Raw genomic sequence first — 25,821 nt, 5'->3', positions numbered from 1 at the left:
TCCGATATCGTGCTACTGGATTCCGGGTTGGGTCCAGGCAACCGGCTGCGCCTCTTCCCGCCGTCCTTTTTCCGCGAGGAAATCGCTGGGAAGGGATTCGACATAGAGACTTCTGCTGGCCAGCGCGAACCGGACGCCGATCTGGGCGAAGGCCTCCATCATCTCGATATTGATCGCCTGCTGGATGTCCATGTAGATGTTGTAGCTAGGATCCAGCACGATGTAGACGACCTCGAAGTCCAGCGAATTGGCGCCGAAGGCCAGGAGATGCGCGCGATCGAAGCGGGTCTTTTCCTGCCGTTGAATGATCTCCTTCAAGGCGGAGGTGACCTGCTTGACCTGGCTTGGTTGGCAGGCGTAGGTCAGACCGAACTTGAAGACGATGCGGCGCTCCTGCAGCTTCTTGTAGTTCTGGATGGTGCTGCCGATCATCTCGGCATTCGCCATGACGATCTGCTCGCCACCCAGGCTTCTGATCCGGGTGGTCTTCAGGCCCACGTGTTCGACGGTGCCCGCCAGCGAACCGACGACGATGAAGTCGCCCACCTCGAAGGGTTTGTCGACCGCGATGGACAGGGAGGCGAATACGTCACCGAGGATGTTCTGCACGGCCAGGGCGATGGCGATGCCACCCACGCCAAGGCTGGCGACGAAGGCGGTGATGTTGACGCCGAGATTGGACAGCATCGCCAGGCCGACCACGGCCCAGAGCAGCACCTTGGCGCCCCACAGCGACAGGGTGGCCAGGGCGCTGCCCTGATAGACGTCGGCCTGGCTGTGCTTGACGAAGTAATGGTGCACCGCCAGGGCCACCGCCCGGTTGGCCCACAGCCCGACCTGCAGGGCCGCGACCACGAACCAGAGGCTGCTGACCCGTGTCAGCCAGCGCTCGGGCAAGTCCAGTATCCCCACGCCGATCAGGATGGCGGCCAGCAGCAGTAGGGTGTTGCTGGTGCTCGACAGCACCTGGATGGCGATATGGCTGACGTGTGCGCCCGGCCTTTCCGCGCGGGTCCGCAGGTTTCTCTGGACGAAGCCGATGACGGTGCGGGCGAGGGTGAAGCTGAGCACGATGACGCCCAGCATGACGGACCAGTTGGCCAGCGAGATGCCGAGCAACTTGGTCGTGAGCAGGAAGTTGAAAAATCCGAGATCCATAAAGCAGAGGTCTTCTAGCCGGTTCTGAAATCGCCACGACTCGGCCGCTCAGGCGCGGTCGCGACTCGTTTTATCCCAGTGCGCGCTTGGTCACCTGGAACAGTGGACACCGTTCGCGAGCTCGGCCGTTCAGCCAGGAACCCACGGATGGCATCAGCCAGGTTTGAGTCCGTTGAGGCGATGCCGTGCACTTTTTTTCACGGTCGGGCGAGCTTCAGCTTCTGCTGATGGAGCGGCTGTCAACTGCGAGCACCTCTGGAACGGATGTTACGGCATGAGCGGCAGAGCGATAAAAAGTCGGCTCACTCCATGCTCGATGGGGCATGCGGGAGGCGATGAGTAGCCAGGAGGGTAGAGCGGCGGTCGCGCTCAGGAGGGCAGGAAACGGCGGCTTCGCCAGAGGACCGGCAGAGCCATGGCCGGCAGGCTCCCAAGGCGATCACCTGGCCTGCGAGACGCCAGACCAGATCGATCCCGGGAGCCCTCCTGGGCTCAGTGACTGTAGCCGGTCGGCTTGTTGCGGATGGTCTTGAGCAGGTCTTCCGGGCTGATGCTGGCGAGCGCCTTGGCCGCGGCCTGGCTGCCGGGCAGCGGCAGGTCGAGGATGTGGCCCTTCATCTTGCCCACCACGTGCATCTCGCAGGGCTTGCAGTCGAACTTCAGGGTCAGCACCTCGTCGCCGTGGACCAGTTGCATGGGCGCGACCTTGGTGCGCACGCCGGTGACGCCCTTGGCCTGCTTGGGACAGAGGTTGAAGGAGAAGCGCAGGCAGTGCTTGGTGATCATCACCGGCACCTCGCCGGGCTCTTCGTGAGCTTCGTAGGCGGCGTCGATCAGCTGCACGCCATGGCGATGGTAGAAGTCGCGGGCCTTCTGGTTGTAGACGTTGTAGAGAAACGACAGGTGCGACTCGGGGTACACCGGCGGCGGGCTGGTCTCGGGCTTGCGGCGGCCGCGCGGATGGACGGCGATGCGCGCGGCGGTCAGCTGTTCGATGGCTTCGCGGCGCAGTGCCTTGAGTTGCGAATTGGGCACGAAGAAGGCCTGGGGCGCGTCCAGGGTCACGTCCAAGGCGTGGTATTCGGTGGTGCCCAGCTGGGTCAGCAGATCGCGCAGGCCCTCCAGCGCCTGCTCCGGCTTGTTGGCCACGCCGAAGGGGCCGTCCAGGGCAACGAAGACACTGACGCCTTCCTCGCTGGTGACGGTCAGCTGTAGCCGCTGCTCGCGCAGCTCGGCCTGCCAGCGCACGCCGATGCGGCGCTCGGCGCTGGTCTTGAGCAGGGCCTGCTGCCAGTTGTGGTCCAGGTTGCGCGACAGCGGATGATTCGGGCGCAGACGGAACAGCCCCTCGGGCATCTCGTTGGGTTCGACACGATAGCGATAGCGCTTCGCCCCGTCTTCTTCGAATTCACCCTTCAGCTCGGCGACGTTGGCGCGAAAGCCCACCACCTCGCGCTTGACCAGCACATTGAGGCCGTCGCCATTGGACAGCGGTTCCTCGGTCACGGCGATGAAGTCGCGCTTGCCGACCTTTTCCACCTGACCCACCGGCAGACCGGTAAAGGTCGGCGAGTCGAAGGCGCCGATGTCCACCTTGCGGTCGGTAACGAAGTAGTCGGTGCTGCCGCGGTGAAAGGTCTTGTCCGGATCCGGCACGAAGAAATGCGCGGTACGCCCGCTGGAGGCGCGGGCCAGGTCGGTGCGGTCTTCGAGGATCTCGTCGAGCAATTGGCGGTAGTAGGCGGTGATGTTCTTCACGTAGCCCATGTCCTTGTAGCGCCCCTCGATCTTGAAGGAGCGCACGCCGGCCTCGACCAAGGCACGCAGGTTGGCGCTCTGGTTGTTGTCCTTCATCGACAGCAGGTGCTTCTCGAAGGCTACCACCCGACCCTGGTCATCCTTCAGGGTGTAGGGCAGGCGACAGGCCTGGGAGCAGTCGCCGCGGTTGGCGCTGCGACCGGTCTGGGCATGGGAGATGTTGCACTGGCCGGAGAAGGCCACGCACAGGGCGCCATGGATGAAGAATTCGATGGCCGCGTCGGTCTCGGCGGCGATGGCCGAAATCTCCTGCAGATTCAGCTCGCGCGCCAGCACCAGCTGGGAGAAGCCGGCCTGGTCGAGAAACTTGGCCCGCGCCAGGGTGCGGATGTCGGTCTGGGTGCTGGCATGCAGCTCGATCGGCGGGATGTCCAGTTCCAGCACGCCCAGGTCCTGCACGATCAGCGCATCCACACCCGCGTCGTACAGCTGATGAATCAACTTACGCGCCGGTTCCAGCTCGTCGTCATGCAGGATGGTGTTGAGGGTGGTGAACACCCGCGCATGGTAGCGGCGAGCGAATTCCACCAGCTCGGCGATCTCGCTGACCTCGTTGCAGGCATTGTGCCGCGCACCAAAGCTCGGCCCGCCGATGTAGATGGCGTCGGCCCCATGCAGGATGGCCTCCCGAGCGATACCGACATCGCGGGCAGGGCTGAGCAATTCCAGATGGTGCTTGGGCAGGGACATGGCGGTTCTTCTCGATCAGGCGTGGCACGGCAAGGCGCGCATTGTAGCGGGCGAGGGGGTGGAGGGCACGCCTGGGGTGCTGGGTGGTTGGGCCAGTCCATCAACCGGGGCAGGATTCACAGCCCTGCCGGCTGATTGACAGTTATCCGTGTTTCCACCCCCTGTTCCTGCCCAGGGAGTGCAGCGATCGCCACCCGCAAGCTGGCTGCCAAGGGCTCAAGCATCGCTATCCCGCCGAGTGCGGGCGCTGCTCATTCCCAGGGGGAATGAATACCTGTGCCTCTTTATCGCTTTTTTCCATTAATGGGTCGTCGTAAAACCTCCGTCACCTTTAATAAACATAAAAATCGGAGGACTCATGACCGAATCCCTGGCTTCAAAGCCGGCGCCGGCAGTAGCGGAACGGTCAGCGCTACAGACGCGGTCCAGGACCCGCTATCGCTGGGTGGTACTGGCGGTCATCGTGGTCGTGTACATGCTCGCTGCAGCCGATCGGGCCAATATCGGCATCGCCTTGCCCTATATCCAGAAGGAGTTCGGCGCGACCAATGCCGAGGTGGGTCTGCTGGTCAGTGCCTTCTTCCTGTTCTACTCGCTGGGTCAGATACCGGCAGGCTTTCTGCTGAGCAAGGTCAGCGTACGCGTGGTCGCTCCCGCAGCGATAGGGCTGACGTCGCTGGTGACGCTGCTGATCGGCACCTCCCACAGCATCGGCATGCTCAAGATCTATCGCTCGGCGCTGGGCGTCGCAGAAGCTGCCTTGCCCCTGTCGATGCTGAGCACCATCAACCGCTGGTTTCCGCCGCGGGAAAAGGGCACGGCTACCGGAGCCTTCCTGTCCGCCGCCAAGATGGGCGCGGTGATAGCACCGCCATTGGGGGCAGCGCTAATTCTGCTCGATGGCTGGCGCACCATGTTCATCGCCTTCGCCCTGCCAGGCGTGCTGCTCGCCTTGCTGTGGTGGTGGCTCGTCCCCAATGATCCGAGAGCCTGCAAGCAGGTCAGTGACGCCGAAGCCGAGCACATCGAAGACCAGACGACCGCGCACAGCGAGTCGGTCCGTAAGCACCGGGATTTCGGCAGGCTCGACCGCGCGCTGCGCTATGAGCGCACCCCCGTCCTGGATACGTCCCGCTCCGTGTTCAGGTCCTGGAACATTTGGGGCTGTGGGCTGGGCTACCTGCTCATGACCGGTGTGGTGAACGTGCTCCTGGCCTGGCTCCCCAAGTACCTGGGTGAGGTGAAGCACTTCGAACTGATGCAGGTCGGCTTCGTGGCGTCCTTGCCCTTCGTTGGCGGGGTGCTTGGCAATATCGTCGGCGGCTGGCTGTCGGATCGAATCCTGGACCGCCGTCGCAAACCGACCATGATGATCAGCGCGGTAGCGACCTGCGTGATGATGGTCGCGCTGGTTTACGCGCCCAAGGGGTTGCTCGCGGTCGGTCTGTTGCTGTTCGGTACCGGCTTTCTGCTCAATATCGGCTACTCGTCGTTCTCGGTCTATTCGATGGGACTGACGACCAGAACGACCTATCCGGTGGCGGCATCCGTGGTCAACAGCGCGGGCCAGGCGGGGGGCGCCATGGCGCCGCTGATCACCGGTTTCCTGCTGGACAGCTACAGCTGGACGGCGGTGTTCATCTTTCTCGGCGTCTGCTCCCTGGCCGCGCTGGCCTTCGTGCTGACCATTTCCGAGCCGGCTACCGCGCCTTTCAGCGAGTCGGGTGCCTAGCGGGTCGAGTGGCCCGGCAAGGTCTTGACCATTGCCCCGCGAAAGTTACGCGCGGGGCGATGCAGCGGTCCCTGACTAACGCTGCAACTGTTTTGTGAAGTCGCAGAATTGCGTCGCCAGCGTGGCGATCTCGGCGACGAAGGTCGAGGGCCGGTCGTTGCGGTACATCGCCATGTAGGGAACAGGTGGCAGCTCGGGATCGGTCTCGACGATGACGAGCTTGCCTTCGTCCACCAGCGGGCGGAAACACTCGCGCGGCAGATAGGTAACGCCCAGGCCCGCCGAGGCCAGGCCGAGCATGGCGGTAAGGCTGTCAGAGGAGAGGATCCTCGGCAGCTCTATTCCGCGGGCATGCAGCCAGCGGTTCACGAACAGGCCGGATCCTGACTTCTTGCCCTGCATCAGCATGGGATACCTGGCCAGCTCGGCCAGGCTCACCACGCCTGAATTCCGCACCAGTCCCGGCGCGGCCATCCAGGCATTCTCCACGGTCGCCAGGGGCACGCTGGTGACCTCGGGGGCGGTGAAGGTGTCCGGGATCACGATGAGGTCGACCAGATCGTCCATCAGCCGCTCGTGCAGGTTGCGACTCATGTCGACCTCGGGTTCCACGGTCAGCCCGGGGAAGTCCGCGACCAGTCGTGTGACCAGGCGCGGTAGCCAGGTCCAGGCGGTAAGTTCGGTAACGCCCAGTCGCAAACGGCGGGTGGTGACGTGCTTGCCGTCCTTGAGCGAGGTGATGCGCTCGTTCAGATCGAGCATCTCGCGCGCAATGACCAGCAGCTCCTCGCCCTCGGCGGTGAAGCGCGCACCCCGCTGCGAGCGATCGAACAGCTGCAGACCGGTGGAGGACTCCAGCTCCTGCACCCGTTTCGAGATGGCTGATTGGGTGGTGTTGAGATGCTCGGCGGCCCTTTCGAACGTACCCAAACGTTCGATCCAGTGCAGCGCCAGCAACTGGCGTAACGTGACCATTGGTATTCCTCCAGGGCATGAATGGCCATACCTTAATATCGCTTTTTCTATTTGGCCACCGGCCTATCCTCGACGTTATCCAACAAGAGGAGCCCCCATGAACGTCAACGCTTCCAGTCCGACCGCGCTAGTCGAAGCCTTTGCCCGCACCTCCACCTCGATCATCAGCGACTGTCTCGACCGGCTTCCCGGCGCTCCGCTGCGGCCCTTCCACCGGATCGAAGGCACCATGGCCGGCCTTGCGCTCACCGTCAAAGTACCCGCTGGCGACAACCGGGCGATCCACCAGGCGCTGGAGCTCCTCGTCCCCGGCCAGGTGCTGGTGGTCGATGGTGGTGGCGACCTGAGTCGCGCCCTGATGGGCGACATCATGGCGGCTATCGCGGAAAAACGCGGTGCCGCAGGAGTCGTTGTCGATGGGGCGATTCGCGACCTGGCGACGATCAGCAAGGGCAGCTTCCCCATCTTTGCTCGCGGGGGCTACCACCGTGGCCCTTACAAGAACGGCCCGGGGGAGATCAACGTGCCGGTGAGCATTGGCGACATGATCGTGTCACCAGGAGACCTCGTCGTGGGTGACCATGACGGTATCGTCGCCTTTCCCCTGGCCCAGGCGGCGGCGCTGCTCGACCGTTGCCTGGCGACCGAGCGCAAGGAAGCGGAGATGCTCGCGCAGATTGCCGCTGGAACCTACCGGGGCGCCTACGCGGCCCACTGATTACGGAACACGCAAATGAAACTAGCGATTATCGGCGCAGGCGAAGTTGGCCTTACCTACGCGCACCCCTGGGCGGCAGCAGGCCACAAGATCCTCTTGTGCGACCTCAAGCCGTCACCCAGAGCCCAGGCCTTCGCGAAAGAGCATGACGTGGCTCTCGTCACCTCGATGGAGGATGGGGTAGCCGAGTGCGACGTCGTCGTCTCCTGCGTATTCGGCACTGTCTCGCTGCCAGTCGCCGAGCAGGCGCTCGCCCTTATGCCGGCGGGTGTGCTGTTCATCGACATGACCACCGCGGATCCGGAGCAGATCAGACGAGCCGCGGCCATCGCGGCCGAGCGCTCCATTCCCTATGTGGACGTGGCCATCCTGGGGGCCATCGCCTTGACGCACGCGAAAACCAATCTGCTGGGCGCCGGCATTGGCCTGGAGCGCGCGGTCGTCCTCTTCGCGGAAGCCGGCGCACCGCTCAAGCCGGTCGAGGGAGGCGCCGCGGGCGATGCAGCCGCCCTGAAGATCCTGCGCAGCGTGTTCACCAAGGGACTGGAAGCCCTGACCATCGAGTGCTTCATGGCGGCCGAGAAGCAGGGCGTCACGGAAAAGCTCCACGATGCTCTGAGCGATATCGACCAGACTTCGCTCAGAGACTTTCTCGGCGCCCTTATCAGAACGCATGTCGTTCATGCCTCGCGCCGTCTCAAGGAAGTGGAAGAGGCCGAACGCCAACTGCGGGCTGCCGAGCTGCCGGTGGCGGTGCTGCCCGGGGTCAGGGAAGTGTTTGCACGGACAGCCGCGCAGCTCGCACGCGCGCCTATCGACACGGCATCGCCGAGTCTTGGCCAGGCCTTCGATTGGCTGTTCAAGGCCAATGGCGTGGTGAAATAGCAGAGCACTCGATGTGACGCCGAGCGCATGTCACCGCTCGGCGAGCTCATTGACCGGGGTCAAAGCGCCTCTGGCCGTCAGACGGCTTCCGGCACCGCCGGCTGCCCCAACAACTCCTCCAGAATGCTCAGCCTGAACTGCCGCTGCAGGGTCACCGCATAGAAGCGCTCGGTGATCTCGGGCACCTCGGCGTAGAGCTGCAGGGCGCCGCTGCGCAGTTCGTCCTGGACCACCACGGCGGGCAGCAGGGCCATGTCGCCGGAGTCGCGGGCGAGCAGGCGCAGCAGGGCCATGTCGTCGACCTCGGCGCAGATATGGGGCGTCAGCCCCTGGCCGCTGCAATAGACGTCGAACTGGCTGCGCACGTCGCTGCTGCGACCGGGCACGATCAGGCGGGCCTGTTGCAGGTCGCGGTGGAGATCGAAGGGGCGACTGTCCTGGCGCGGCGGGCCGATCAGGCACACCGGCTGGCGATGGAGCAGGCGGCATTGCCAGGTGCGCTGGCTGTCGGCGCTCACCGCCTGGTTGGTCAGCACCACGTCCAGCTTGTGCAGCGCCAGGCGCTCCAGCAGTTCGTCCACGCCCCCGGATTCGAGGGTCAGCACCAGGTCCTCACGGCCAAGGAAGGGGCGCAGCAGGTTCTCCTGGAAGTTGCGCGAGAGGGTCGCCACTGAGCCGATGCGCAGCGTCTGATTGGCTTCCTGGGTGTTCTGCAGGGTGTCCTGCAACTCGCTGCCCAGGGCGAAGATGGTTTCGGCGTAGTCCAGTACCAGCTGCCCGGCTTCGGTCAGCCGCAGACTGCGTCCGGAGCGGAGGAACAGGGGATGGCCGAGCTGATCTTCCAGTACCCGGATCTGGGTGGAGAGGGCGGACTGGGAGACATGCAGCGCCTCGGCGGCGCGGGTGAGGTTGCCTTCCTTGGCTACGGCCCAGAAGTAGTGCAGGTGATGAAAATTGAGTCGGCGCATGCTTCGTTCTTCAAAAGTGAACGTTAGGTTCTGATCAATCTATTTTAAATAATTCGCACACATCCGGACACTATGGGTATCTGGTGTTCATGGAGTGTGCACGATGTCTAGCCCGCTGTTTTCCCTGGCTCCCCTGTTGCCCTGGGTCTATGTCCTGGCACTGTTGCCTGTGGCCTCTCTCGCATCACCTGGCCGACTTTGGGTACCGGCTCGAATCGCGGGTTATCTGGGTGTTTTCCTGGTTCTGGCGGCCTGGCTACAGGTGCTCTTCGCCACCCCACATCACGACCGCCTGGGCCTGGCGATGGCCGGACTGGTCAGCCTGCTGGCGCTGGTGATCATCGAGTATTCCCGGCGCTATCTGGAAGGGGAGGCAGGGCAGCGGCGCTACGTGCTCGCGCTGCTGGGCACCCTGGCGGCGGTGGCTACAGTCGTTACCAGCGGCAATCTCCTGCTGGTGGCAGGGGCCTGGATCCTGTCCAGCCTGTGCCTGCACCCGCTGCTGACCTTCTACCGCGAGCGTCCCCAGGCCGTGGTCGCAGCCCACAAGAAATTCCTCGCCAGCCGCCTGGCCGATGTCAGTCTGCTGCTGGCGACCCTGTTGCTGGTACGGGCCGGCGGTAGCAGCCAGATCTCGCTGATCCTCGCTGCCGTGCAGGCCCAGGTGCAGGCGGGAGGGTCGCTCGGCTGGGAATGGCAGGGCGCGGCGCTGCTGCTGGCGCTGACGGTGATCCTCAAGTCGGCGCAATTGCCGGTGCATGGCTGGCTGATCCAGGTGATGGAGGCCCCCACGCCGGTCTCGGCCTTGCTGCATGCCGGGGTGGTCAACCTGGGCGGTTTCGTGCTGCTGCGCTTCGCTCCGCTGTTTTCCGCCGCGGTGCCGGCGCAGAGCCTGCTGGTGCTGGTCGGCGGCCTGACCGCGGTCCTGGCCGCGCTGGTGATGATGACGCGGATCAGCATCAAGGTCCGCCTGGCCTGGTCGACCTGCGCGCAGATGGGCCTGATGCTGCTGGAATGCGGTCTGGGGCTGTACGAACTGGCGGTGGTGCATCTGCTGGCGCACTCGCTGTACAAGGCCCATGCCTTCCTCGCCGCCGGCGAGACGGTGGCCCATGCTCGCCAGCATGCCCTGCAGCCAGCACCCGCGCTCGACCTGGGCGGTCTGCTGCGTGCGCTACTGGTAGCGGCGCTGGCGCTGCTCTTGTTGCAAGGCCTCTGGAGTTGGCTGCTGCCCAGTCATGAGCTGCCCCTGGTGGCCCTGACGCTGCTGGCGATCGGCCTGGCGCCCTGGTGCCTGCGCCGCGACCAGCCGGCCTATGGACTGCTCATGTTCGGCGTGCTGCTGGGCGTTTACCTGCTGTGGCATCAGGCGGCCGGCTGGATTCTCGACCAGCACCTCGCCACGGCGCCGCTACCGCTGGCCTTGGTAGCCATGGTCATGCTGGTCGGTCTTTACCTGGTACAGGGCCTGCTACTGGCGCGACCGCGCGGCGCCTTGGCTCAACGTCTCTATCCCCTGGCCTTTGCCGGCTTCTACCTGGACGAGCGCTTCACCCGCCTGACCTTCCGCCTCTGGCCGGCGCGTGCGCCCCAGCCCCTGAACGCAACCCTTGGAGACCGCGCATGACTGCCTTCGAACCCCTTCCCAGCTTCAAGCACAAGGCCTTGCACGAGGCCGCGCGCCAGGCCTGTGCGCGCATCGCGCCGACCTGGCCGCTGGATCGCATGATCGCCGTCAGCCCGCTGTGGGAGCGGCGCGATCAGGCCTGGCAGACCGTGGCCACGCAACTCTGGCAACGAGCCGGCAGTCGCCTGACGCTGGACGCCGCCGACTATCGCCGGGCCTGGCAAGACGGTCGCATCGCCGAGCGCCATCTGCGGCGGGCCCTCGCCGAGCAGGGAGAGTCCTGCAAGCCGGTCCGGCTCCTGGAGGCGCTGGACGCCCCCGCCGAGGTTGGCCAGGGGTTGCCGCTGCTGGAAGACCTGGCCGAGCCTGGGATCCCGCTCCCGGGCTGGCCGGCGCTGATCACCCACCAGATCGGCCAGAGTTGCGCGGCCTGGTTCGACCACGAACAGGCCGATTGGCGTCCTGCGGATAGCGCCGGGCTGTACCACACCTGGCGCGCTAGCTTGCTGGCCGACCGGGGCCTGAGCGTACTCAGTGGCTGTCACGACCTGCCTCGGCGGATGGCGGCGTTGCCGGCGCAACCCGAGGCGGCCCTGGAAGCGGCGGTCGAGCATCTGGGCCTGCCGGTGGAAGAGTGGGCCGCCTGGTTCGATTGCCTGCTGTTGCGCAACCTGGGCTGGGCCTCCTGGTGCGCCTATCGGCGCTGGCAGGCTCGGTTGCAGGGAGCGGACGACCAGACGCTGCTGGAGTTGCTGGCCATCCGCGCGGCGTGGGAGTGGCTGGTGGATGATCGGCGGCGCGATACCGATAGCCGCTGGCACAGCTGGCGTGTGGCCTGGCAGGAGGGTTTGCAGCGGGCGCCCTCGGCCAATTGGCAGGCCCTGCAGCTGTGGCAGCGCGCCGATGAACTGGCCTGGCAGGAGAACCTGCAGCGAGCGCTGTGCCAGAGCGTACCCGCGGCCCTGCCCGCAGCGCCGCTGGCCAAGCTGTTCTTCTGTATCGACGTACGCTCCGAGCCTCTCAGGCGCGCTCTGGAGCAGACCTGCCCGACACTGGAAACCGGCGGTTTCGCCGGCTTCTTCGGCTTGCCCATCGCCTATACGCCGCTGGGCACCCGCGCCACGCGACCGCAGTTGCCGGGCCTGCTCGCGCCGCAGCTGCAGGTCAGTGAGGGCAGTGGCGATGCCACGCAGGATCGGCGCCTGGCACAGGTGCGTCAGGCGCGTCTGGCACGGCAGGGCCGCTGGCGGCTGTTCGAGCGGCTGCCGGCCTCGAGCTTCACCTTGGTGGAAAGCGTCGGGCTGGGTTACGCAGGCGCGTTGCTGGGTCGCACCTATGGCCTTACCAGCGGCGCGCCTTCGCCAGACCTCAGCGCCTGGCGGAGCCACGAATGGCAGCGGCTGCAACCCCGGCTGCCGGCCATGTCGCGACTGCAGCAGGTCGACCTGGCCGAGCGTATCCTCAAGGCCATGGGCCTGAGCGGGCCAGTACCGCCCCTGCTGGTGCTGCTCGGTCATGGCAGTCAGAGCGCCAACAATCCTCAGGCAGCAGGACTGGACTGCGGCGCCTGCTGTGGTCAGAGCGGCGAGATCAATGCGCGGCTGCTAGCCGGCCTGCTCAACGAGCCCGAGGTGCGCGACGGGCTGCGGGTGCGCGGCCTCGACCTGCCGCCGCACTGCCAGGTGCTGGCCGGGCTACACAACACCATGACGGATGAGGTGCAGGTCTTCGGTCACGAGGCGCTTCCTGCAGAGCTTCAGCCCAGCTGGCAGCGTTTGCGGCTGGCGCTGGACAGCGCCAGCGCCCAGGTACGGCAGCAGCGGGCCAGCACATTGGGCCTGGCACCGCTGCAGGATCAGCCGAAAAAGCTGCTAGGGCAGTTGCGCCGGCGCGCTCGGGACTGGGCGCAGACCCGGCCGGAATGGGGCCTCGCCGGGAATGCCGCCTTCATCGCCGCGCCGCGTGCGCGTACCCGCGCGGTGAACCTGGAGGGCCGCGCCTTCCTGCACGATTACGACTGGCGGCAGGACGCGGGGGGCAAGGTGCTGGAGCTGATCATGACGGCGCCCATGGTGGTGGCGCACTGGATCAACCTGCAGTACTTCACCTCGACCACCGACAACCTGCGCTTCGGCAGCGGCAACAAGCTGCTGCACAACGTGGTGGGCGGCCATATCGGCGTCTTCGAAGGCAACGGTGGCGACTTGCGTATCGGTCTGGCGCGCCAGTCACTGCATGACGGTCAGCAGTGGATGCATCGTCCGCTGCGCCTGCACGTGGTGATCGAGGCGCCGCGCGCCATGATCGATCAGGTGATCGCCACCCACGCCGTGGTGCGCGATCTGGTGCGCAACGGCTGGCTGCACCTGCTGCGTCTGGATGGCATGCCGGCCTGCGTCGAGCTGCGCACGGCCGGCGGGTGGCAGCCGCTGCCCGAGGTCTGAGGCATGCCGGCGCCAGAGCCGCCTGCTGCTCGAGGCGGCACGGCATGGCAAGGCTGAAAGCGGTGGGCAAGGGATCGAGGCGGGTTGCTAAGGGATCAGCAGTTGCCGCTTCAGCAGCGGAAGGATCACGTCGCGGGTCAGGGGCGCCAGCGGCAAATCGCCGGGTTCGTCCATTGCCATCCACATAGCCTCTGCTATCTCGGCGGCAGGCACCGCCTGGTCTCCCGCGCGCAGGGTCACCTGATACAGCGCGCAATCGACCCGGAAGCCGGGTTCGTTGGCGGCGGGCGCCTGATGATTGCCGAGAAAGGTCGCAGCCTCCGCGGTGATGACCAGACCGAGTTCTTCCCGCAATTCGCGGATCAAGGCTTCCAAAGGTTGTTCCCCCGGATCCACCTTGCCGCCCGGCTGCATGAAGGCGGTGGTGCCACCCTTGCGCACCAGCAGCACCTGCCGACGTTCGTTCAGGAGGATGGCGGCGGCGATGTGGAGGGTAGGGGTCAAGGTAGGCGTCCCGGTCAGCGTAGGCGGATCACCCTGCAGTGAAGCGAGCGAAAAGGCAATCGTCGGCGCTCCTGGCTACGCCTGGTCATTGACCCTGCGGCGACCGTCAAAGGTCGGTGTGCAGCGCATAGCCATTGAACCCGGCAGCGAACAGCAGGGCGCCCCAGAGGAAGAGGTCCGTCTGCAGGAATTCGCGCCTTATGCAGGCGAACTTGATGCCGCGTTGCAGGGAGAGGGAGGGATCGATCAGCCACCCCAGAAGGACGGCTGCCAAGCCCAGTATCATGGCGATAGCGCCGATGCTCTTCAGGACGTGCTTCACCTCGGTAACCCTCTGCGCGAAAACGGCATTCAGTGAGTGATCGCCGGGGGTCAAGGGTATCGATCGATAAAGGACCGCGTGTAAAACTTCCTGAACGCTTGTAAACAAGTGTTAAAGCGCTGCCCTGGGCAACGTGAACCTACCAGCGGCTAGGCGCCCGCCAGCACCTTGATCCGGGCCAAACTACCGCGCTGGCCAAGCGGCCCGGGGCCTTCGAGCCGGGAGGCTACTGCACTGCCTCGGGTAGGACGCTCTCAACGCAGCATCCGAAAGGCCTCCCGCAGATCCGCGACGAATTGCTGCGGATTCTCCATCGCCGCGAAGTGTCCGCCGTGATCGGCCTCGCCAAAGAACCGCAGATCGGCGAAGCGCCGCTCGGCCCAGCGGCGCGATAGCCGCAACTGCTCGCCGGGGAACATGCTGACGCCCGCGGGCAGGGGCAGTGGCGCGCTGGGCATGCCGTTCGCCATCTCGCGCATGGCCTCCCAGTAGAAGCGCGCCGAACTGGCGCCGGCATTGGGCAGCCAGTAGAGCATGATGTCGTCCAGCAGATGATCCAACGCCAGGACGCGCTCGGGTTCGCCCGCGCTGTCCGAGACGTCCTGGAACAGGGCGTAGATCCAGGCCGCCAGGCCTACGGGCGAATCGGCCAGGGCGAAGCCTACCGATTGCGGGCGGGTCGTCTGCACCTTCATGTAGCCCGAATATTGGCGTTCATAGCGGGCGGCGTCGGCGAGCATCCGCTGCTCGGCCGGCGTGGCCTCGGCCACCTCCTGCGCGGTGGGCTGGAACATCACCATGTTCAGGTGCACGCCGGCCAGGCCCGCCGGGCGCATGTGCGCCAGGGCCGTGGTCACCGCGGCGCCCCAGTCGCCGCCCTGGGCCAGCCAGTGATCGCCGTAGCCGAGTCGGCGCATGAGTTCGATCCAGGCGAGCGCGGTACGGCCCACTCCCCAGCCGGCTTCGCTCGGCTGGTCCGAGAAGGCGAAGCCGGGCAGCGCGGGAATGACCAGGTGAAAGGCGTCGGTGGAATCTCCGCCATGGGCGACCGGGTCGGTGAGCGGGCCTATGACCTCGCGAAATTCCAGCACCGAGCCCGGCCAGCCATGGGTGAGCAGCAGCGGCGTGGCCGTGGGTTCGGCGGAGCGCACATGCAGGAAGTGGATGCCCAGACCGTCGATCTCGGTGCGGCTGCTGCCCCAACCGTTCAGCAGGGCCTCGGCCACCCGCCAGTCGTAACCGCCGCTCCAGCGCTCCACCAATGCTTGCAGGCGCGCGAGCTGTGGCCCCTGGCTGCCGTCGTGGACCGTCTCGCGATCGGGCCAGCGCGTTAATCTGAGTCGTGCCGCCAGGTCGTCGAGCTGGGTTTGCGGCACGTGGATGGGAAAAGGCTGGATGGACGCTGTCATGACTGGCCTCGAGACGAAAACGCGAATTCAGATAACTGAACGTTATCGTTCAGTTTACAGCCTCTGTCAATCCGCCTAAGGTTCGCCCATGAACGAGACAACCAGACTCCGCGGTGGACGACCGCGCCGCGAAGAGGCGGGCGATGTCGATCGCCGCCTGCTGGACGCCGCCTTCGAACTTTTTCTCGCCCAGGGCTTTGCCGGGACCTCCTGCGAGGCGGTGGCGCGACAGGCCGGAGCGGGCAAGGCCAGCCTCTATGCGCGCTTCGCCAACAAGGATCAGCTGTTCGAGGCGGTGATCCGCCGTCATTCGGGAACCCTGCCGCAAATCGAGCCCTTGCCCTCCGGCCTTCCGCTCGCGGAGCGCCTGCGGCTGGCCGGTCAGGACATGCTGGAACACGCCTCGCGGCCGGAGACCCTGGCGATGATGCGCCTGGTGATCGCCACGGCGGATCGCTTTCCAGCTGTGGCGGCCGAGGCGACCCGGATCGGCTGGGAGGCGGGTCGCCTGCGGGTGCGCCAGGCCATCGAAGCGGGCCCGGACCGGCCGCACGACGTCGAGCGCCTGCTCGAGGGGTTCATCGATCTGGTCTTCGCGCCGCATCAGTTGCGGGCGCTGCTGGGCGACGATCCCAGGGCACTGCAGGCTCAGGCGGCGGAGCGGATCGAGCGGGCGATTTGCCTGTTGCTCGGATGAGAGTGTCCGGCGACCTCGACCACTCGCTGATCATGCAGTCGCCTGAGGCGTTGGTGTCAGGCGACGTTTCGGTCTGACGCCATTGGAGCCTGCTTGCCCGCAACTATCTATCGCTAGCCCTTGCGCTTGGCCGATATTGCCGCCGCGGTGGAAATGAGCAGGTCCGCCATGCGCTTTTCGTCGCGCTCGGCATTCCAGCGTGCGCGGGTCACCGCGACGTTGACTGCCCCTATCCCGCGGCCTGCCGCATCGACGATGGCTGCCGCGGTCGAGGTGTCGCCGTAGAAGAACTGGTCTTCGACGTGGGCGTAGCGCCGCTGGCGAGCCTGCCGGATGTTTTCCCAGACCTTGGCGCGATCGGTGACCGTCGCCGGGGTGTAGGCGATCAGCTCGCTGCGATCGAGGATGTCGTCCACCTCGTCATCTGCATAGGTGGAAAGAATCGCCAGTCCGGGTGCGGTACACCAGGCGGGAAGTCGACTGCCGACGATGACGTTGGCGTTGAAAACGTGGCGGCTGACGATACGCACGACGTAGACGATGTCGGTCCCATCCATGACGGTCAGGTTGGTGGCTTCTTCCGTCTCGCTGCTGAGTTGTTGCAGATAGGGCGCGGCTCGATTGACCAGTTCGCTGGACGACAGGTAGTGAAAGGTGAAATCGAGCAGCCTGGGCGACAGCTCGTATTTCTTGTCGGCGCCCTTCGTGAGGTAGCCAAGGGTACTGAGCGTATGGGTAAAGCGCTGGGCGGCGCTGATGTCCATATCGGCGAGCCCGGCGATTTCCGAGAGCGAAAGATGGCGTTTGCTGCCATCGAACGCGGTCAGGACCTTCATCGCCTTCTCGACGGATTGCACGTAAAGCGAAGAGGCGGTGGGGTCCTTGCGCGGACGTCGCGGATCACTCATGGAGAGACTCCTGCTTGGGGGGCGCGAATTATCGGGTCGCCGGCGCTATTTTTCTATCGCAGTTCGATAAAGTCAGTCCTAGGTCCTCTCTCCGCACCGCCAGGCATCCGCCGTCGAGCGGCTCAGCAGATGCTTTCTGATGCGTTCGCTGGGTGTCAGGTCGAAGGCGTCGACCGCCTGATAGAAGGTCGGTCGCTGATAGGAAGCGAGCTTGTCTGCGGACCAGGCCGCGAGGGCGGCGAAGTCGAGCGTGGCATCAGGCTTGGCCTGCACGTACAAGAGGATTTCCTGTTCACCGATCGCGGAGGCGACACCGATCGCCGCGCTGGCATGCACGGCCGGATGGCTATTGAAAACCCGCTCCACTTCCCAGGCAGAGACGTTCTCGCCACGAACGCGCATGCTGTCGGTTTTTCGGCCCACGAAAAACAGTTCGCCGTCGGCGTTGCGCCGGGCCAGGTCGCCGGTGAACAGTCGTCCCTCGCGAAGGGTGGCGGCGGTCGCCGCGGGATTGTCGAGATAGCCTGGCAGAAAGGCGCCTTCCACCGCGCTCGACAGTACGATTTCTCCCAGTTCGCCGTCGGTCACCGTGTGACCATGCGGATCCAACAGTTCGACGGTCAGCCAGGGCAGAGGGCGTCCCACCGAACCCGGCGTTCCCCGCTCGTTCAGCGTGGCGAAGCTCGAGCATTCGGTCATGCCATAGCACTCGCGCAGGGCACAGCCAAACCGCGCTTCGGTGTCGGCCCAGCGATTCAGGCCGACGCCTGCGCCCCACAGGACGCGCAGCGGGTGACGGGCAGGCCAGGCCGCTGGCGGCTGTTGCATCAGGATGTCGATGATGCCGCCCAGATAGTGCAGCTGGGTGGCCTGGGCCGCAGCGCACTGATCCCAGAAGCGACTGGCCGAGAAGCGCGGCACGATGTGCAGCTCGCAGGGGATCAGCAGGGGCGCCATCAGCATCTGGGCGCCGCCGATATGGCACATCGGCTCCCAGATCAGCAGATGGTCGTCCGGCTGGACGTCGGCCACCCGGATGACCGACTCGCCAGCGATGCGCATCATGCGATGGGTAAAGATCACGCCCTTGGGGTGGCCAGTCGTGCCGGACGTATAGATGATGCACAGCGGATGGTCGAAGGCCACCTGCTCTGGGCGAAGCTCGGCAGCGGGCGCGGCTTCGGCCTCGCGAACGAGGTCTGCGAGGGTTACCAGAGGCAGACGATGGGCAGCTCCCGCCTGCAGCAGCGGTTGCAGGGCGGACTCGCTGATCACCAGGTCGGGCTGGGCATGTTCGAAGGGATAGTCGAGTCCCGGGCCCCGCAGTTTGGTGTTGATCGGGATCCAGGTGATACCGCTCAGCGTCATGGCATAGATCAGCGCGACCTGATCGGCGCTGTTGCCCAGAAAGGTCGCTATCCGGCCGCCCACCCCTATTCCACGCGCCTCCAGGGCGCGCTGCAAACCGGCGACGCGAGCGCAAAGCTGGTCGCGATCCAGCGCCAGTTCGCCGAAGACGATGCGCATCCGGCTGGAAGCATCGGTCAGGCGTTCATGAAGGAGCGGGATGACGTCCAGGCGATCCTGGGGGGAACGCCCGGGAAAGAAATCGGTATAGGGATGCATGGATCAGCGTCCTTGGAGTTTGGCGGTAGCGCGCGATGACACCCAGCGGGCGAGGAGCGCGAAGACGACGATGAAGGCGACCAGCGTGGTCGAGACCGCCGCCAGGGTGGGGGAGAGCGCCAGCTGGATGCTGTCCCACATCTGCTTGGGCAGGGTCGTGTTGATGCCGCCGCTGACGAAGATGGCGATGGTCAGGTCATCGAAGGAGGTGATGAAGGCCAGCAGGAAGGCGGAGATCAGGCTGCTCGACATCAGCGGCAGGGTGACGGTCCGCAGGCGCGTCAGCGGGGATGCCCCCAGGATCCGCGCGGCATCGTCCAGGCGCCAGTCGTACTGCTTGAAGGCGGCGCTGAGGGTGACCACCACATAGGGCAGGGCCAGCACGGTATGCCCGATGACCAGGCCCAGGTCGCGACCGGCCAGGCCGATGCGCGAGAACAGATAGAGCAGGCCGAGCGCGATCACGATACGTGGCACGATCAGGGGCGAGATGAACAGCGCGAACAGCAGCTTGTTCCAGCGTGAGGGCAGTCGGGTCAGGGCTAGCGTCGCACCGAAACCGAGGATCACCGCGAGCAGCGCCGTGAGCACCCCGACGCTCAGCGACCGCCAGAGCGCCGCCTGCCAGACCGGCGAGAAGAAGAATTCGGCGAACCATTTCAAGCTGAACAGCTTGGGTGGAAAGGCGATATAGGGCGCGCTGGTGAAGGCCAGGGGAATCACCACCAGGACCGGCAGGATCAGCAGCGCCACCAGCAGCACGCTGTAGCCGGTAAGGATGAGGCTGTCGCCCTGGCCGTATCGCCGCGGCAGCAGGCCCGACAGGGCATGACCAAGACCGATCAGCAGGCGTTGGGACACCCCGGCGCGGCGATTCTTCGGCGCCTCGCCGCTGAGCGAAGACAATCCGGCGACGCGATCGAACAGCCAGAACACCAGCAGCGAGCAGGCCAGCAGCACCACCGACAGGGCGCCGGCGAAATGCAGGTCGAAGAGGTCGAGTACGGAAGAGATGACCAGCTGCGCCACCATCATTTCGCGAGGCGAGCCGAGCAGCGCCGGCACGATGAAGAAGCCAAGACTGGTGATGAAGACCAGCAGGCTCGCCGCGGCGACGCCGGGCCCGGACAGGGGCAGGAAGACACTGAAGAAACTCATGGTCCGGCTCGCGCCCAGGGTCTCCGCCGCGGGCATCAGGCGCTTGTCGATGGTTCTCATGATCGGCAGCAGGGTGATCACCGCCAGGGGCAGCATGGCGTGGACCATGCCGATCAGGGTGCCGGACAGCGCCGGCACCAGTCCTGACGGATCGTCGACGACCTTGGCGGCGATCGTCGTCAGCAAACCCTTGCGACTGAGCAGCAGCATCCAGGCGTAGGTCTTCACCAGATAGCTGGTCCAGAACGGCAGCATGATCCACAGCAGCCAACGCTCCCGCCCATGAGGCGACAGGCGACACAGCAGATAGGCGATGGGGTAGGCGAGCAGGACCGCGAGCACCGCGGTAAGGGCGGAAATCCAGAAGGTGATCCAGAGCACTCGGGCATAGATGGGCGTCGAGGCAATCCGTTCGAAATTGGCCAGGGTCAGTTCGCCGGCGTTGCCCTGGACGCTGCCCACCAGCATCTCGGCGACCGGGAGCAGAAAGAAGGCGCCCAGAAACAGCAGTGCCGGCAGCGCGGGCAGCAGACCTCGACGCAGGCTCATGGACGGACCTCCGCGGGCAGCAGCGCGGCCTGGCGAGGCTCCCAGGTGATGCCCACCACATCACCCGGTCTGACGGTCAGTTGCCGCGGGCACCTGACGTTGAACGCCTTGCCCGAGGGCAATCTGACCTGGGCACGCAGATCGCTGCCCAGGAAGACGCACTCGTCCACCAGACCCTGCAGCAGTCCATCCCCTGGCGCCGTCAGCCGCGCGGCTTCCGGTCGGACCAGGAGCAGGCCTTCGCGGCCATCGCACCCCTGATGAGCGTCGAGCTCCAGAGTGACGTTTTCGACCTGCAACCTGCGTTCGGCGACAAAGCGGCCCTCCAGCAGATTGGAGTGGCCGATGAAGCCCGCGGCGAAGCGGCTGACCGGTCTGTCGTAGAGGTCCTCGGGCGTTCCCAGCTGTTCGATGCGAGCCTGATTCATCAGGCAGATGCGATCGGACAGCGTGAGGGCCTCTTCCTGATCGTGGGTGACATAGATGAAGGTAGCACCCAGCTCGCGATGCAGGTGGCGGATCTCGAGCTGCATGTGCTCGCGCAGATTCTTGTCCAGCGCGCCCAGGGGCTCGTCCAGCAGGATCACCGAAGGGCGGTAGACGAAGCAGCGCGCCAGGGCGATGCGTTGCTGCTGACCGCCGGAGAGTTCCTGCGGGTAGCGACGTGCGAAATCGCGCATCCGCACCATGTCGAGGGCGTCGTCGACCGCCTTCGCGGTGTCGACCTTGCTCCGCCTGCGCATACGCAAGCCGTAGGCGACGTTGTCCCACACGCTCAGGTGCGGGAACAGCGCATAGCTCTGGAACACCAGGCCGATCCCCCGTTCGCCTGGCGGCGTGCGGGTGGCATCCTGGCCATCGATCAGCAGGGTACCCATCGAGGGCTGGACCAGCCCCGAGATCATCTGCAGGAGCGTGGTCTTGCCCGAGCCGGAAGGGCCGAGCAGGGTAAGGAATTCGCCGTCCTGCACGGTCAGGTCGGTGGGTTGCAGCGCAACGGCGTCCCCATAGGTTTTGCCGAGGCCGACGGTTGCTAGTTTTGTGGCCATCTCCAGCTCCCCCTCAGGACAGAATCCAGGCGTTGAAGCGCTCGGTCACCGCAGCGCGATTTTCCGCCCACCACTGCGGACTGGGCAGCCGCATGTGCTGCAGGTTGCCCGGCTCGGTGGGCAGCAGACGCGCGCGCTCGGCGGGGATGCTGTCGAAGGCCTTGCGATTGGTGGGGCCGTAGGCGAGGGTCTTGGTCAGTTCGGCCTGGCGCTGCGCATCTGCGCAGAAGCGGACGAACTGCTTGGCGATGTCCGCGCGCGGCGTGCCCTTGGGAATGGCCCAGCCTTCGATGGAGTACAGGCCCTGGTTCCAGGCGATCTCGACCGGGGCGCCATTGTCGATGGCCGCCTGGGCGCGACCATTCCAAGTGGAGATCATGTCGACCTCGCCACTCTGGATGGCTTGCATGGCCTGGGCCCCGGAGGTCCACCAGATGTCGACGTGACGCTTGATGCGATCGAGGCTCTTGAAGGCACGGTCCACATCCAGTGGATAGAGATCGTCGATAGCGACCCCGTCGGCCATGAGCGCCTGTTCGAGGGTATCCAGCGGGTTGCGTCTCAGGCAGCGGCGACCGGGAAATTTGTCGACGTCCCAGAAGTCGCGCCAGGACTGAGGGCCCTTGCCGGGTGCGAAAGTGTCGGTGCGGTAGGCCAGGACGGTGGAATAGACGTCCACGCCCAGCCAGTTGGGCGTGACCGCCTCGGGGAGGAGGTCGGGATAGTCCTCCGCCTTCAGTCCGATGGGCTCGAGGAAACCCTTTTCCTCGAGAAAGGGAATGTCTGCGGAAATCGTCAGGGTAGTGACGTCCCAGACGTAGTTGCGGGTCTGCACCATGGCCGAGAACTGGGCGACCGGCTGGGATTCGCGGGCCACGCTGATGACCTTGATACCGGTCGCCTGCTCGAAGGGCGTATAGAAGGCGCGGCGATAAGCCTCGGTATAGGGACCGCCAGGGTCCGAGACCACGAGGCGCTGATCCTGAGCGAAAACGATACGTGGCAGGCCGGCCGCGGCGGCCAGGAGGGCGCCGGCCTTGAGCACCTGTCGGCGACCTGGATTCTGGAATTGACTCATCTGGACTGACTCCTTGGCAACGAAAATTCGTTTGCAGGTCACGCCGTGCCGCAAACGCCTGGCAGCGGTGAACCCATGTCGTCGGCAGAGATAGCGGAAGACCTCGTGGGCGAGGCGTGGAGGGTGGAGCTCCCGGTCAGGGGCGGCCGCGCTCTTACTTGGCGCGTTGACGGAAGAAGGCTTCCATCATCCGGGCGGGTTCGCCGGATTCGTAGGCCTCGCGCTGGATGCGGGTGCCAGCCTCGATGCTGTCCTGGAAGCCGGCTTCGGTCATTTCCCGGAAACGCTGCTTGTCCAGGCGCATGGCCACCGGCGGTTTCGCCGCCAGGGCTTCGGCAATTTCCAACGCCTTGGTGAACACCTCGGCGGCCGGGACGAGATGATGGATCAGGCCGATGCGGTGACACTCGTCGGCTTCCATGAGACGGCCGGTCAGGGTCAGTTCGATGGTGCGGGACATGCCGAGCATGCTGTTCATGATCCAGGGGCCGGTCGTGCTGGCGATCCCGGCATTGATCTCGGGTTGACCCATGCGCACGCCTGGATGGCCGACTCGGATGTCACCCAGCAGGGCCACCTGGAACGCCGAACCTGCCGCGGTGCCGTTCAGGGCCATCACCAGCGGCTTGGACAGGCCACGCAGGGCAGCGTAGTAGCGCTGCCATTCGCCCACCCAGGCGACAGCGCGCTCGCCGTCGAAGTCATGCGCTTCGGAGAGGTCCTGGCCAGCGGAGAAGGCCCGGTCACCGGCCCCCGTCATGATGATGGCCCGGATGGCGTCGTCCGCCTCGAAGCGCTGGAGCGCCTCGATGATCTCGTTGCGCATGGGAGTGGTCCAGGCGTTGAGCTTGGCGGGGCGGTCGAGCGTAATCACGGCCACCGCGCCCTGGATATCGATCAGGATGTCGCTCATTGTTATCTCCATTCGATAAAAGTTATTTAAAGAAGATTTACCTTTATCTTTTATCGAGGGGCTGTCAAGCCACGATTGAGGTCGCTGACGAGTCGGCGACAGACAGCTGGAGGAGTCATGAAATCAACGCGGGCAAAGGCCTCGCATTCGCTTGGGCGGTGCGCAGGCGGCAACGGCCCTCAGCGACGCCTTATCAGGCCGCTGACTGTTTGGGCGGGCAAGGAAGGGTAGCGGCTGCGCAGGCCCATGCGGTCGTGGCCGTGGATAGATACCTGGGGTTCAGTCCCGCGCCCGCCGCTGCGGCCTGCCGGCCAGTTGCCTGGCCAGGGCGATGAAGTTCTGCAAGGCGGGCGAGGGGTTGAAGGCGCGGCAGGCCAGGGTGATCGGGGCAGCCAGCCGAGGGCGGGCGTCCAGGATGGGGCAGTAGAAGATGCTGGACCTGTGCAGCTCGGTCATGGAGGCCGGGACCGCGGAGATGCCGGCGCCGGCCGCCACCAGGCTGAGGTTGGTGAGCATGCGGTCGACTTCGAAGGCGACCCGGGGCTCGAAGCCGGCATGGCGACAGGCGTCCAGCAGATTGGCATACATGCCCGGCGCGCCAGGTTTGCGCACCAGGATGAAGGCTTCATCGGCCAGGGTCACCAGTGGCAGTCCGCGTTGCGCCAGGCTTTTCAGGGCCTCTGCGTCGATCCCGGCGATGAGTCGGTGATTGCTCGGCAAGGCCAGCAGCATCGCCTCGTTGAGCAGCCGGTGATAGGTGACACCCTCTGGCGCGCTGACGGGGGCGCGCAGAATGCCCAGGTCCAGACGGCCTTCCGCCACCCGCTGGGTGAGGCCCTGGGCATTGTCCTCGGCGATGGCGATCTCCACATCCGGGTAACTGTCACGGTAGGCGCGGATGATGCGGGGGATAAGGGCGTGGGCGGCCGCCGAGCTGGTGAAGCCGAGGGCCAGGGTGCCGTCGATGCCGCGGGCGACGCGGGCCGCGCGATGCGCGCCCTGGCCGACCCGGGCCAGGATGTCACGGGCCTCCCGCAGGAAGGCGGCGCCGCCGGCGGTCAGGGCGACGCCCTTGGGATGGCGCAGGAAGAGGGCGAAGCCCAGTTCGTCTTCCAGGGCCCGGATCTGCTGGCTGAGCGGCGGCTGCTGCATGTGCAGGCGCGCGGCGGCGCGGGTGAAATGCTGCTCCTCGGCCACCGTGACGAAGTACCTCAGATGCCGCAATTCCATTCGCTCGCTGACCTCGCAGACGTCGGCCAGGGAGACCGATCGGTTAGGATGGGGCGCACGGTGTCTGGCGCCACCGGTACAATAATAACAATGGCAGGAGTCCGGATGATCGCGCGGATCGCTCGCAATGGCAGTGTGCAGATAGGCGTAGCCCTCGCCAGCGGGCTGCTGCTCGGACTCTGGCATCCGGACCTCGCCGCGGCCATGAAGCCCTTGAGCGATCTGTTCCTGCGCACCCTTGGCCTGGTGATCCCCCTGCTGATGTTTGCGCTCATCGTCTCGGCCATCGCCCGGCTGGGGCAGGGCGTTGGCGTCATGGCGGCGCGCATGGTTCTGTACTTTCAGGCGATGTCGTTGCTCTCCCTGCTGGTCGGTCTGATCGTCGGCCTGGCGATCCATCCCGGTAGCGCTGTCGGGTCTGGCCCGATACCGATCAACTGGGGCAGTGCCGAACCGGCTGACCCGCTGCTGCCGGCTGCATCCTCGTCGCTGCCGGGCCTGCTCGACAGCCTGCCGGGCACTCTGCTGAGCGCCTTTACCCAGAGCGCCATATTGCCGCTGCTGTGCCTGGCCATCGCCCTGGGAATCGTCCTGCGTGCCCTGGGGGATCGTGGCGCCCCCTGGCTCGCCGGGATCGAGCGGGCCTTGGCGCTCATGCTGCGGCTGCTGCGCCTGTTCCTCCGTCTGGCGCCTGTCGCCGCCTTTGCCGCCATGGCCTTTACCGTCTCCCGTTATGGCGGCGCCTCCCTGTGGCCGCTGTTGAAGTTTCTGCTCGCGATCTATCTGGCCGCCCTGTGTTTCATCTGCGGCGTGCTGGCACTGGTGGCGCATCTCTGTGGCTTTTCCCTGTTGCGCCTGATCCTCTGGCTGAAGCATGAGTTGCTGCTGGTGGCGGTGACCGGTTCCTCGGTCGCCGCCTTGCCCTTGCTGATCGGCCGCCTCGAACGCGTCGGTTGCCCGACGGAGCTGGTGCGGTTGTCGCTGACCACCGGCTACACCTTCAACCTGGCAGGCTCGAATCTATACATTGCCGTGGCGATGCTGTTCCTGACCCAGTTCGCCGGGATCGAGCTGTCGGTCGCGCAGTTGGCGATCTTTCTCCTCGTCGGCCTGATCACCACCCTGGGTTCGACCAGCGTCGCCGGCTCGGCCTTCCTGACCCTGGCGGCGACCCTGTCGATCCTGCACTTCGTGCCGGTGGAGGCGGTCGGCCTGTTGCTGGGCGTCGAGCGCCTGATGAAGTGCCGCTCGCTCACCAATGTGCTGGGTAACTGCGTCGCCTGCCTGGCGCTGGCGCGCTGGCAGGGGACGCTGGACCGGCCGCGCCTGGCGGCGGCGCTCGCCCGTTGAAGAGCGCTAGCCG

General features: G+C 65.6%; 21 protein-coding genes. 7 read left to right on the top strand and 14 right to left on the bottom strand.

Annotated elements, in window-relative coordinates:
- Window positions 1–12 precede the first annotated feature (12 nt).
- Together EC839_RS04970 and EC839_RS04965 are read right to left on the bottom strand one after the other, a co-directional pair.
- The gene (locus tag EC839_RS04970; RefSeq protein ID WP_132832338.1) at window positions 13–1,158 is read right to left on the bottom strand and encodes a mechanosensitive ion channel family protein; all 1,146 of its coding nucleotides are present in this window, start codon (window positions 1,156–1,158) and stop codon (window positions 13–15) included.
- A gap of 492 nt (window positions 1,159–1,650) precedes the next feature.
- Complete coding sequence (locus EC839_RS04965) at window positions 1,651–3,666, bottom strand: U32 family peptidase (protein WP_132832337.1); 2,016 nt, start codon at window positions 3,664–3,666, stop codon at window positions 1,651–1,653.
- Between the two features lie 358 nt (window positions 3,667–4,024).
- Here EC839_RS04965 and EC839_RS04960 point away from each other — a divergent pair, with 358 nt between their 5' ends.
- Window positions 4,025–5,398, top strand: a complete 1,374-nt coding sequence (locus tag EC839_RS04960) for an MFS transporter (RefSeq protein WP_132832336.1) — start codon at window positions 4,025–4,027, stop codon at window positions 5,396–5,398.
- Between the two features lie 75 nt (window positions 5,399–5,473).
- On the opposite strand, the gene EC839_RS04955 is transcribed toward EC839_RS04960, so the two are convergent.
- Window positions 5,474–6,373: a LysR family transcriptional regulator gene (locus EC839_RS04955; protein ID WP_132832335.1), complete on the bottom strand. Its 900-nt coding sequence runs from the start codon at window positions 6,371–6,373 to the stop codon at window positions 5,474–5,476.
- Between the two features lie 97 nt (window positions 6,374–6,470).
- Here EC839_RS04955 and EC839_RS04950 point away from each other — a divergent pair, with 97 nt between their 5' ends.
- Both EC839_RS04950 and EC839_RS04945 read left to right on the top strand, forming a co-directional pair.
- Window positions 6,471–7,091: an RraA family protein gene (locus EC839_RS04950; RefSeq protein ID WP_132832334.1), complete on the top strand. Its 621-nt coding sequence runs from the start codon at window positions 6,471–6,473 to the stop codon at window positions 7,089–7,091.
- Window positions 7,092–7,106: 15 nt separating this feature from the next.
- Window positions 7,107–7,976 (top strand): NAD(P)-dependent oxidoreductase, encoded by an 870-nt coding sequence (locus tag EC839_RS04945; protein ID WP_132832333.1) that lies wholly within the window; start codon window positions 7,107–7,109, stop codon window positions 7,974–7,976.
- 77 nt (window positions 7,977–8,053) lie between these two features.
- Here EC839_RS04945 and EC839_RS04940 read toward each other — a convergent pair whose 3' ends face one another.
- The gene (locus EC839_RS04940) at window positions 8,054–8,944 is read right to left on the bottom strand and encodes a LysR family transcriptional regulator (RefSeq protein WP_132832332.1); all 891 of its coding nucleotides are present in this window, start codon (window positions 8,942–8,944) and stop codon (window positions 8,054–8,056) included.
- A gap of 103 nt (window positions 8,945–9,047) precedes the next feature.
- On the opposite strand from EC839_RS04940, the gene EC839_RS04935 reads away from it, so the two are divergent.
- Together EC839_RS04935 and EC839_RS04930 are read left to right on the top strand one after the other, a co-directional pair.
- Entirely contained in the window at window positions 9,048–10,571 is a 1,524-nt protein-coding gene (locus tag EC839_RS04935; protein ID WP_132832331.1) for an NADH-quinone oxidoreductase subunit L, read from the top strand.
- On the top strand, window positions 10,568–13,015 hold the full coding sequence (locus EC839_RS04930) for a YbcC family protein (RefSeq protein ID WP_132832330.1): 2,448 nt from the start codon (window positions 10,568–10,570) through the stop codon (window positions 13,013–13,015). Before EC839_RS04935 ends, EC839_RS04930 begins: the two co-directional genes overlap by 4 nt.
- An 87-nt stretch (window positions 13,016–13,102) precedes the next feature.
- Here the strand turns inward: EC839_RS04930 and EC839_RS04925 are convergent, their stop codons facing one another.
- From EC839_RS04925 to EC839_RS04915, 3 genes are all read right to left on the bottom strand, one after another.
- On the bottom strand, window positions 13,103–13,519 hold the full coding sequence (locus EC839_RS04925; protein WP_132832329.1) for an NUDIX domain-containing protein: 417 nt from the start codon (window positions 13,517–13,519) through the stop codon (window positions 13,103–13,105).
- Between the two features lie 106 nt (window positions 13,520–13,625).
- Window positions 13,626–13,793 carry a hypothetical protein gene (locus EC839_RS04920; protein ID WP_256680926.1) on the bottom strand — a complete coding sequence of 56 codons (168 nt, stop codon included), beginning with the start codon at window positions 13,791–13,793 and terminating at the stop codon, window positions 13,626–13,628.
- 302 nt (window positions 13,794–14,095) lie between these two features.
- Window positions 14,096–15,250: an epoxide hydrolase family protein gene (locus tag EC839_RS04915; RefSeq protein ID WP_132832327.1), complete on the bottom strand. Its 1,155-nt coding sequence runs from the start codon at window positions 15,248–15,250 to the stop codon at window positions 14,096–14,098.
- An 88-nt stretch (window positions 15,251–15,338) separates the two neighbouring features.
- On the opposite strand from EC839_RS04915, the gene EC839_RS04910 reads away from it, so the two are divergent.
- Complete coding sequence (locus tag EC839_RS04910; protein ID WP_132832326.1) at window positions 15,339–15,947, top strand: TetR/AcrR family transcriptional regulator; 609 nt, start codon at window positions 15,339–15,341, stop codon at window positions 15,945–15,947.
- Window positions 15,948–16,060: 113 nt separating this feature from the next.
- On the opposite strand, the gene EC839_RS04905 is transcribed toward EC839_RS04910, so the two are convergent.
- The 7 genes from EC839_RS04905 to EC839_RS04875 form a co-directional block, all read right to left on the bottom strand.
- Entirely contained in the window at window positions 16,061–16,855 is a 795-nt protein-coding gene (locus tag EC839_RS04905; RefSeq protein ID WP_218568239.1) for an IclR family transcriptional regulator, read from the bottom strand.
- Between the two features lie 78 nt (window positions 16,856–16,933).
- Window positions 16,934–18,382 (bottom strand): AMP-binding protein, encoded by a 1,449-nt coding sequence (locus EC839_RS04900; RefSeq protein WP_218568238.1) that lies wholly within the window; start codon window positions 18,380–18,382, stop codon window positions 16,934–16,936.
- A 102-nt stretch (window positions 18,383–18,484) separates the two neighbouring features.
- Window positions 18,485–20,188: an ABC transporter permease subunit gene (locus EC839_RS04895; RefSeq protein ID WP_132832324.1), complete on the bottom strand. Its 1,704-nt coding sequence runs from the start codon at window positions 20,186–20,188 to the stop codon at window positions 18,485–18,487.
- Window positions 20,185–21,237, bottom strand: a complete 1,053-nt coding sequence (locus tag EC839_RS04890; protein ID WP_132832323.1) for an ABC transporter ATP-binding protein — start codon at window positions 21,235–21,237, stop codon at window positions 20,185–20,187. Before EC839_RS04890 ends, EC839_RS04895 begins: the two co-directional genes overlap by 4 nt.
- Before the next feature lie 13 nt (window positions 21,238–21,250).
- Window positions 21,251–22,315, bottom strand: a complete 1,065-nt coding sequence (locus EC839_RS04885; protein ID WP_132832322.1) for an ABC transporter substrate-binding protein — start codon at window positions 22,313–22,315, stop codon at window positions 21,251–21,253.
- A gap of 154 nt (window positions 22,316–22,469) precedes the next feature.
- A complete protein-coding gene (locus EC839_RS04880) occupies window positions 22,470–23,228 on the bottom strand; it encodes an enoyl-CoA hydratase/isomerase family protein (RefSeq protein ID WP_132832321.1) in 759 nt (252 codons plus the stop codon).
- Window positions 23,229–23,507: 279 nt separating this feature from the next.
- Window positions 23,508–24,458 carry a LysR family transcriptional regulator gene (locus EC839_RS04875; protein WP_132832320.1) on the bottom strand — a complete coding sequence of 317 codons (951 nt, stop codon included), beginning with the start codon at window positions 24,456–24,458 and terminating at the stop codon, window positions 23,508–23,510.
- A gap of 105 nt (window positions 24,459–24,563) precedes the next feature.
- Between EC839_RS04875 and EC839_RS04870 the strand changes: the two genes are divergently transcribed.
- Window positions 24,564–25,808 (top strand): cation:dicarboxylate symporter family transporter, encoded by a 1,245-nt coding sequence (locus EC839_RS04870; RefSeq protein ID WP_132832319.1) that lies wholly within the window; start codon window positions 24,564–24,566, stop codon window positions 25,806–25,808.
- Window positions 25,809–25,821: the final 13 nt, after the last annotated feature.

The sequence above is a fragment of the Pseudomonas sp. JUb52 genome, assembly GCF_004341115.1.
GTDB classification, from domain to species: Bacteria; Pseudomonadota; Gammaproteobacteria; order Pseudomonadales; family Pseudomonadaceae; genus Chryseomonas; species Chryseomonas oryzihabitans.
This window is presented reverse-complemented; position numbering and strand designations above follow the sequence as displayed.

Coding starts and splice junctions, on each gene's coding strand:
- EC839_RS04880 (WP_132832321.1), bottom strand. CDS start 23,228: ATGAGCGACATCCTGATCGATATCCAGGGCGCGGTGGCCGTGATTACG.
- EC839_RS04965 (WP_132832337.1), bottom strand. CDS start 3,666: ATGTCCCTGCCCAAGCACCATCTGGAATTGCTCAGCCCTGCCCGCGAT.
- EC839_RS04935 (WP_132832331.1), top strand. CDS start 9,048: ATGTCTAGCCCGCTGTTTTCCCTGGCTCCCCTGTTGCCCTGGGTCTAT.
- EC839_RS04915 (WP_132832327.1), bottom strand. CDS start 15,250: ATGACAGCGTCCATCCAGCCTTTTCCCATCCACGTGCCGCAAACCCAG.
- EC839_RS04945 (WP_132832333.1), top strand. CDS start 7,107: ATGAAACTAGCGATTATCGGCGCAGGCGAAGTTGGCCTTACCTACGCG.
- EC839_RS04970 (WP_132832338.1), bottom strand. CDS start 1,158: ATGGATCTCGGATTTTTCAACTTCCTGCTCACGACCAAGTTGCTCGGC.
- EC839_RS04950 (WP_132832334.1), top strand. CDS start 6,471: ATGAACGTCAACGCTTCCAGTCCGACCGCGCTAGTCGAAGCCTTTGCC.
- EC839_RS04870 (WP_132832319.1), top strand. CDS start 24,564: ATGATCGCGCGGATCGCTCGCAATGGCAGTGTGCAGATAGGCGTAGCC.
- EC839_RS04895 (WP_132832324.1), bottom strand. CDS start 20,188: ATGAGCCTGCGTCGAGGTCTGCTGCCCGCGCTGCCGGCACTGCTGTTT.
- EC839_RS04960 (WP_132832336.1), top strand. CDS start 4,025: ATGACCGAATCCCTGGCTTCAAAGCCGGCGCCGGCAGTAGCGGAACGG.
- EC839_RS04930 (WP_132832330.1), top strand. CDS start 10,568: ATGACTGCCTTCGAACCCCTTCCCAGCTTCAAGCACAAGGCCTTGCAC.
- EC839_RS04910 (WP_132832326.1), top strand. CDS start 15,339: ATGAACGAGACAACCAGACTCCGCGGTGGACGACCGCGCCGCGAAGAG.
- EC839_RS04900 (WP_218568238.1), bottom strand. CDS start 18,382: ATGCGCATCGTCTTCGGCGAACTGGCGCTGGATCGCGACCAGCTTTGC.
- EC839_RS04890 (WP_132832323.1), bottom strand. CDS start 21,237: ATGGCCACAAAACTAGCAACCGTCGGCCTCGGCAAAACCTATGGGGAC.
- EC839_RS04875 (WP_132832320.1), bottom strand. CDS start 24,458: ATGGAATTGCGGCATCTGAGGTACTTCGTCACGGTGGCCGAGGAGCAG.
- EC839_RS04885 (WP_132832322.1), bottom strand. CDS start 22,315: ATGAGTCAATTCCAGAATCCAGGTCGCCGACAGGTGCTCAAGGCCGGC.
- EC839_RS04905 (WP_218568239.1), bottom strand. CDS start 16,855: ATGAGTGATCCGCGACGTCCGCGCAAGGACCCCACCGCCTCTTCGCTT.
- EC839_RS04940 (WP_132832332.1), bottom strand. CDS start 8,944: ATGCGCCGACTCAATTTTCATCACCTGCACTACTTCTGGGCCGTAGCC.
- EC839_RS04955 (WP_132832335.1), bottom strand. CDS start 6,373: ATGGTCACGTTACGCCAGTTGCTGGCGCTGCACTGGATCGAACGTTTG.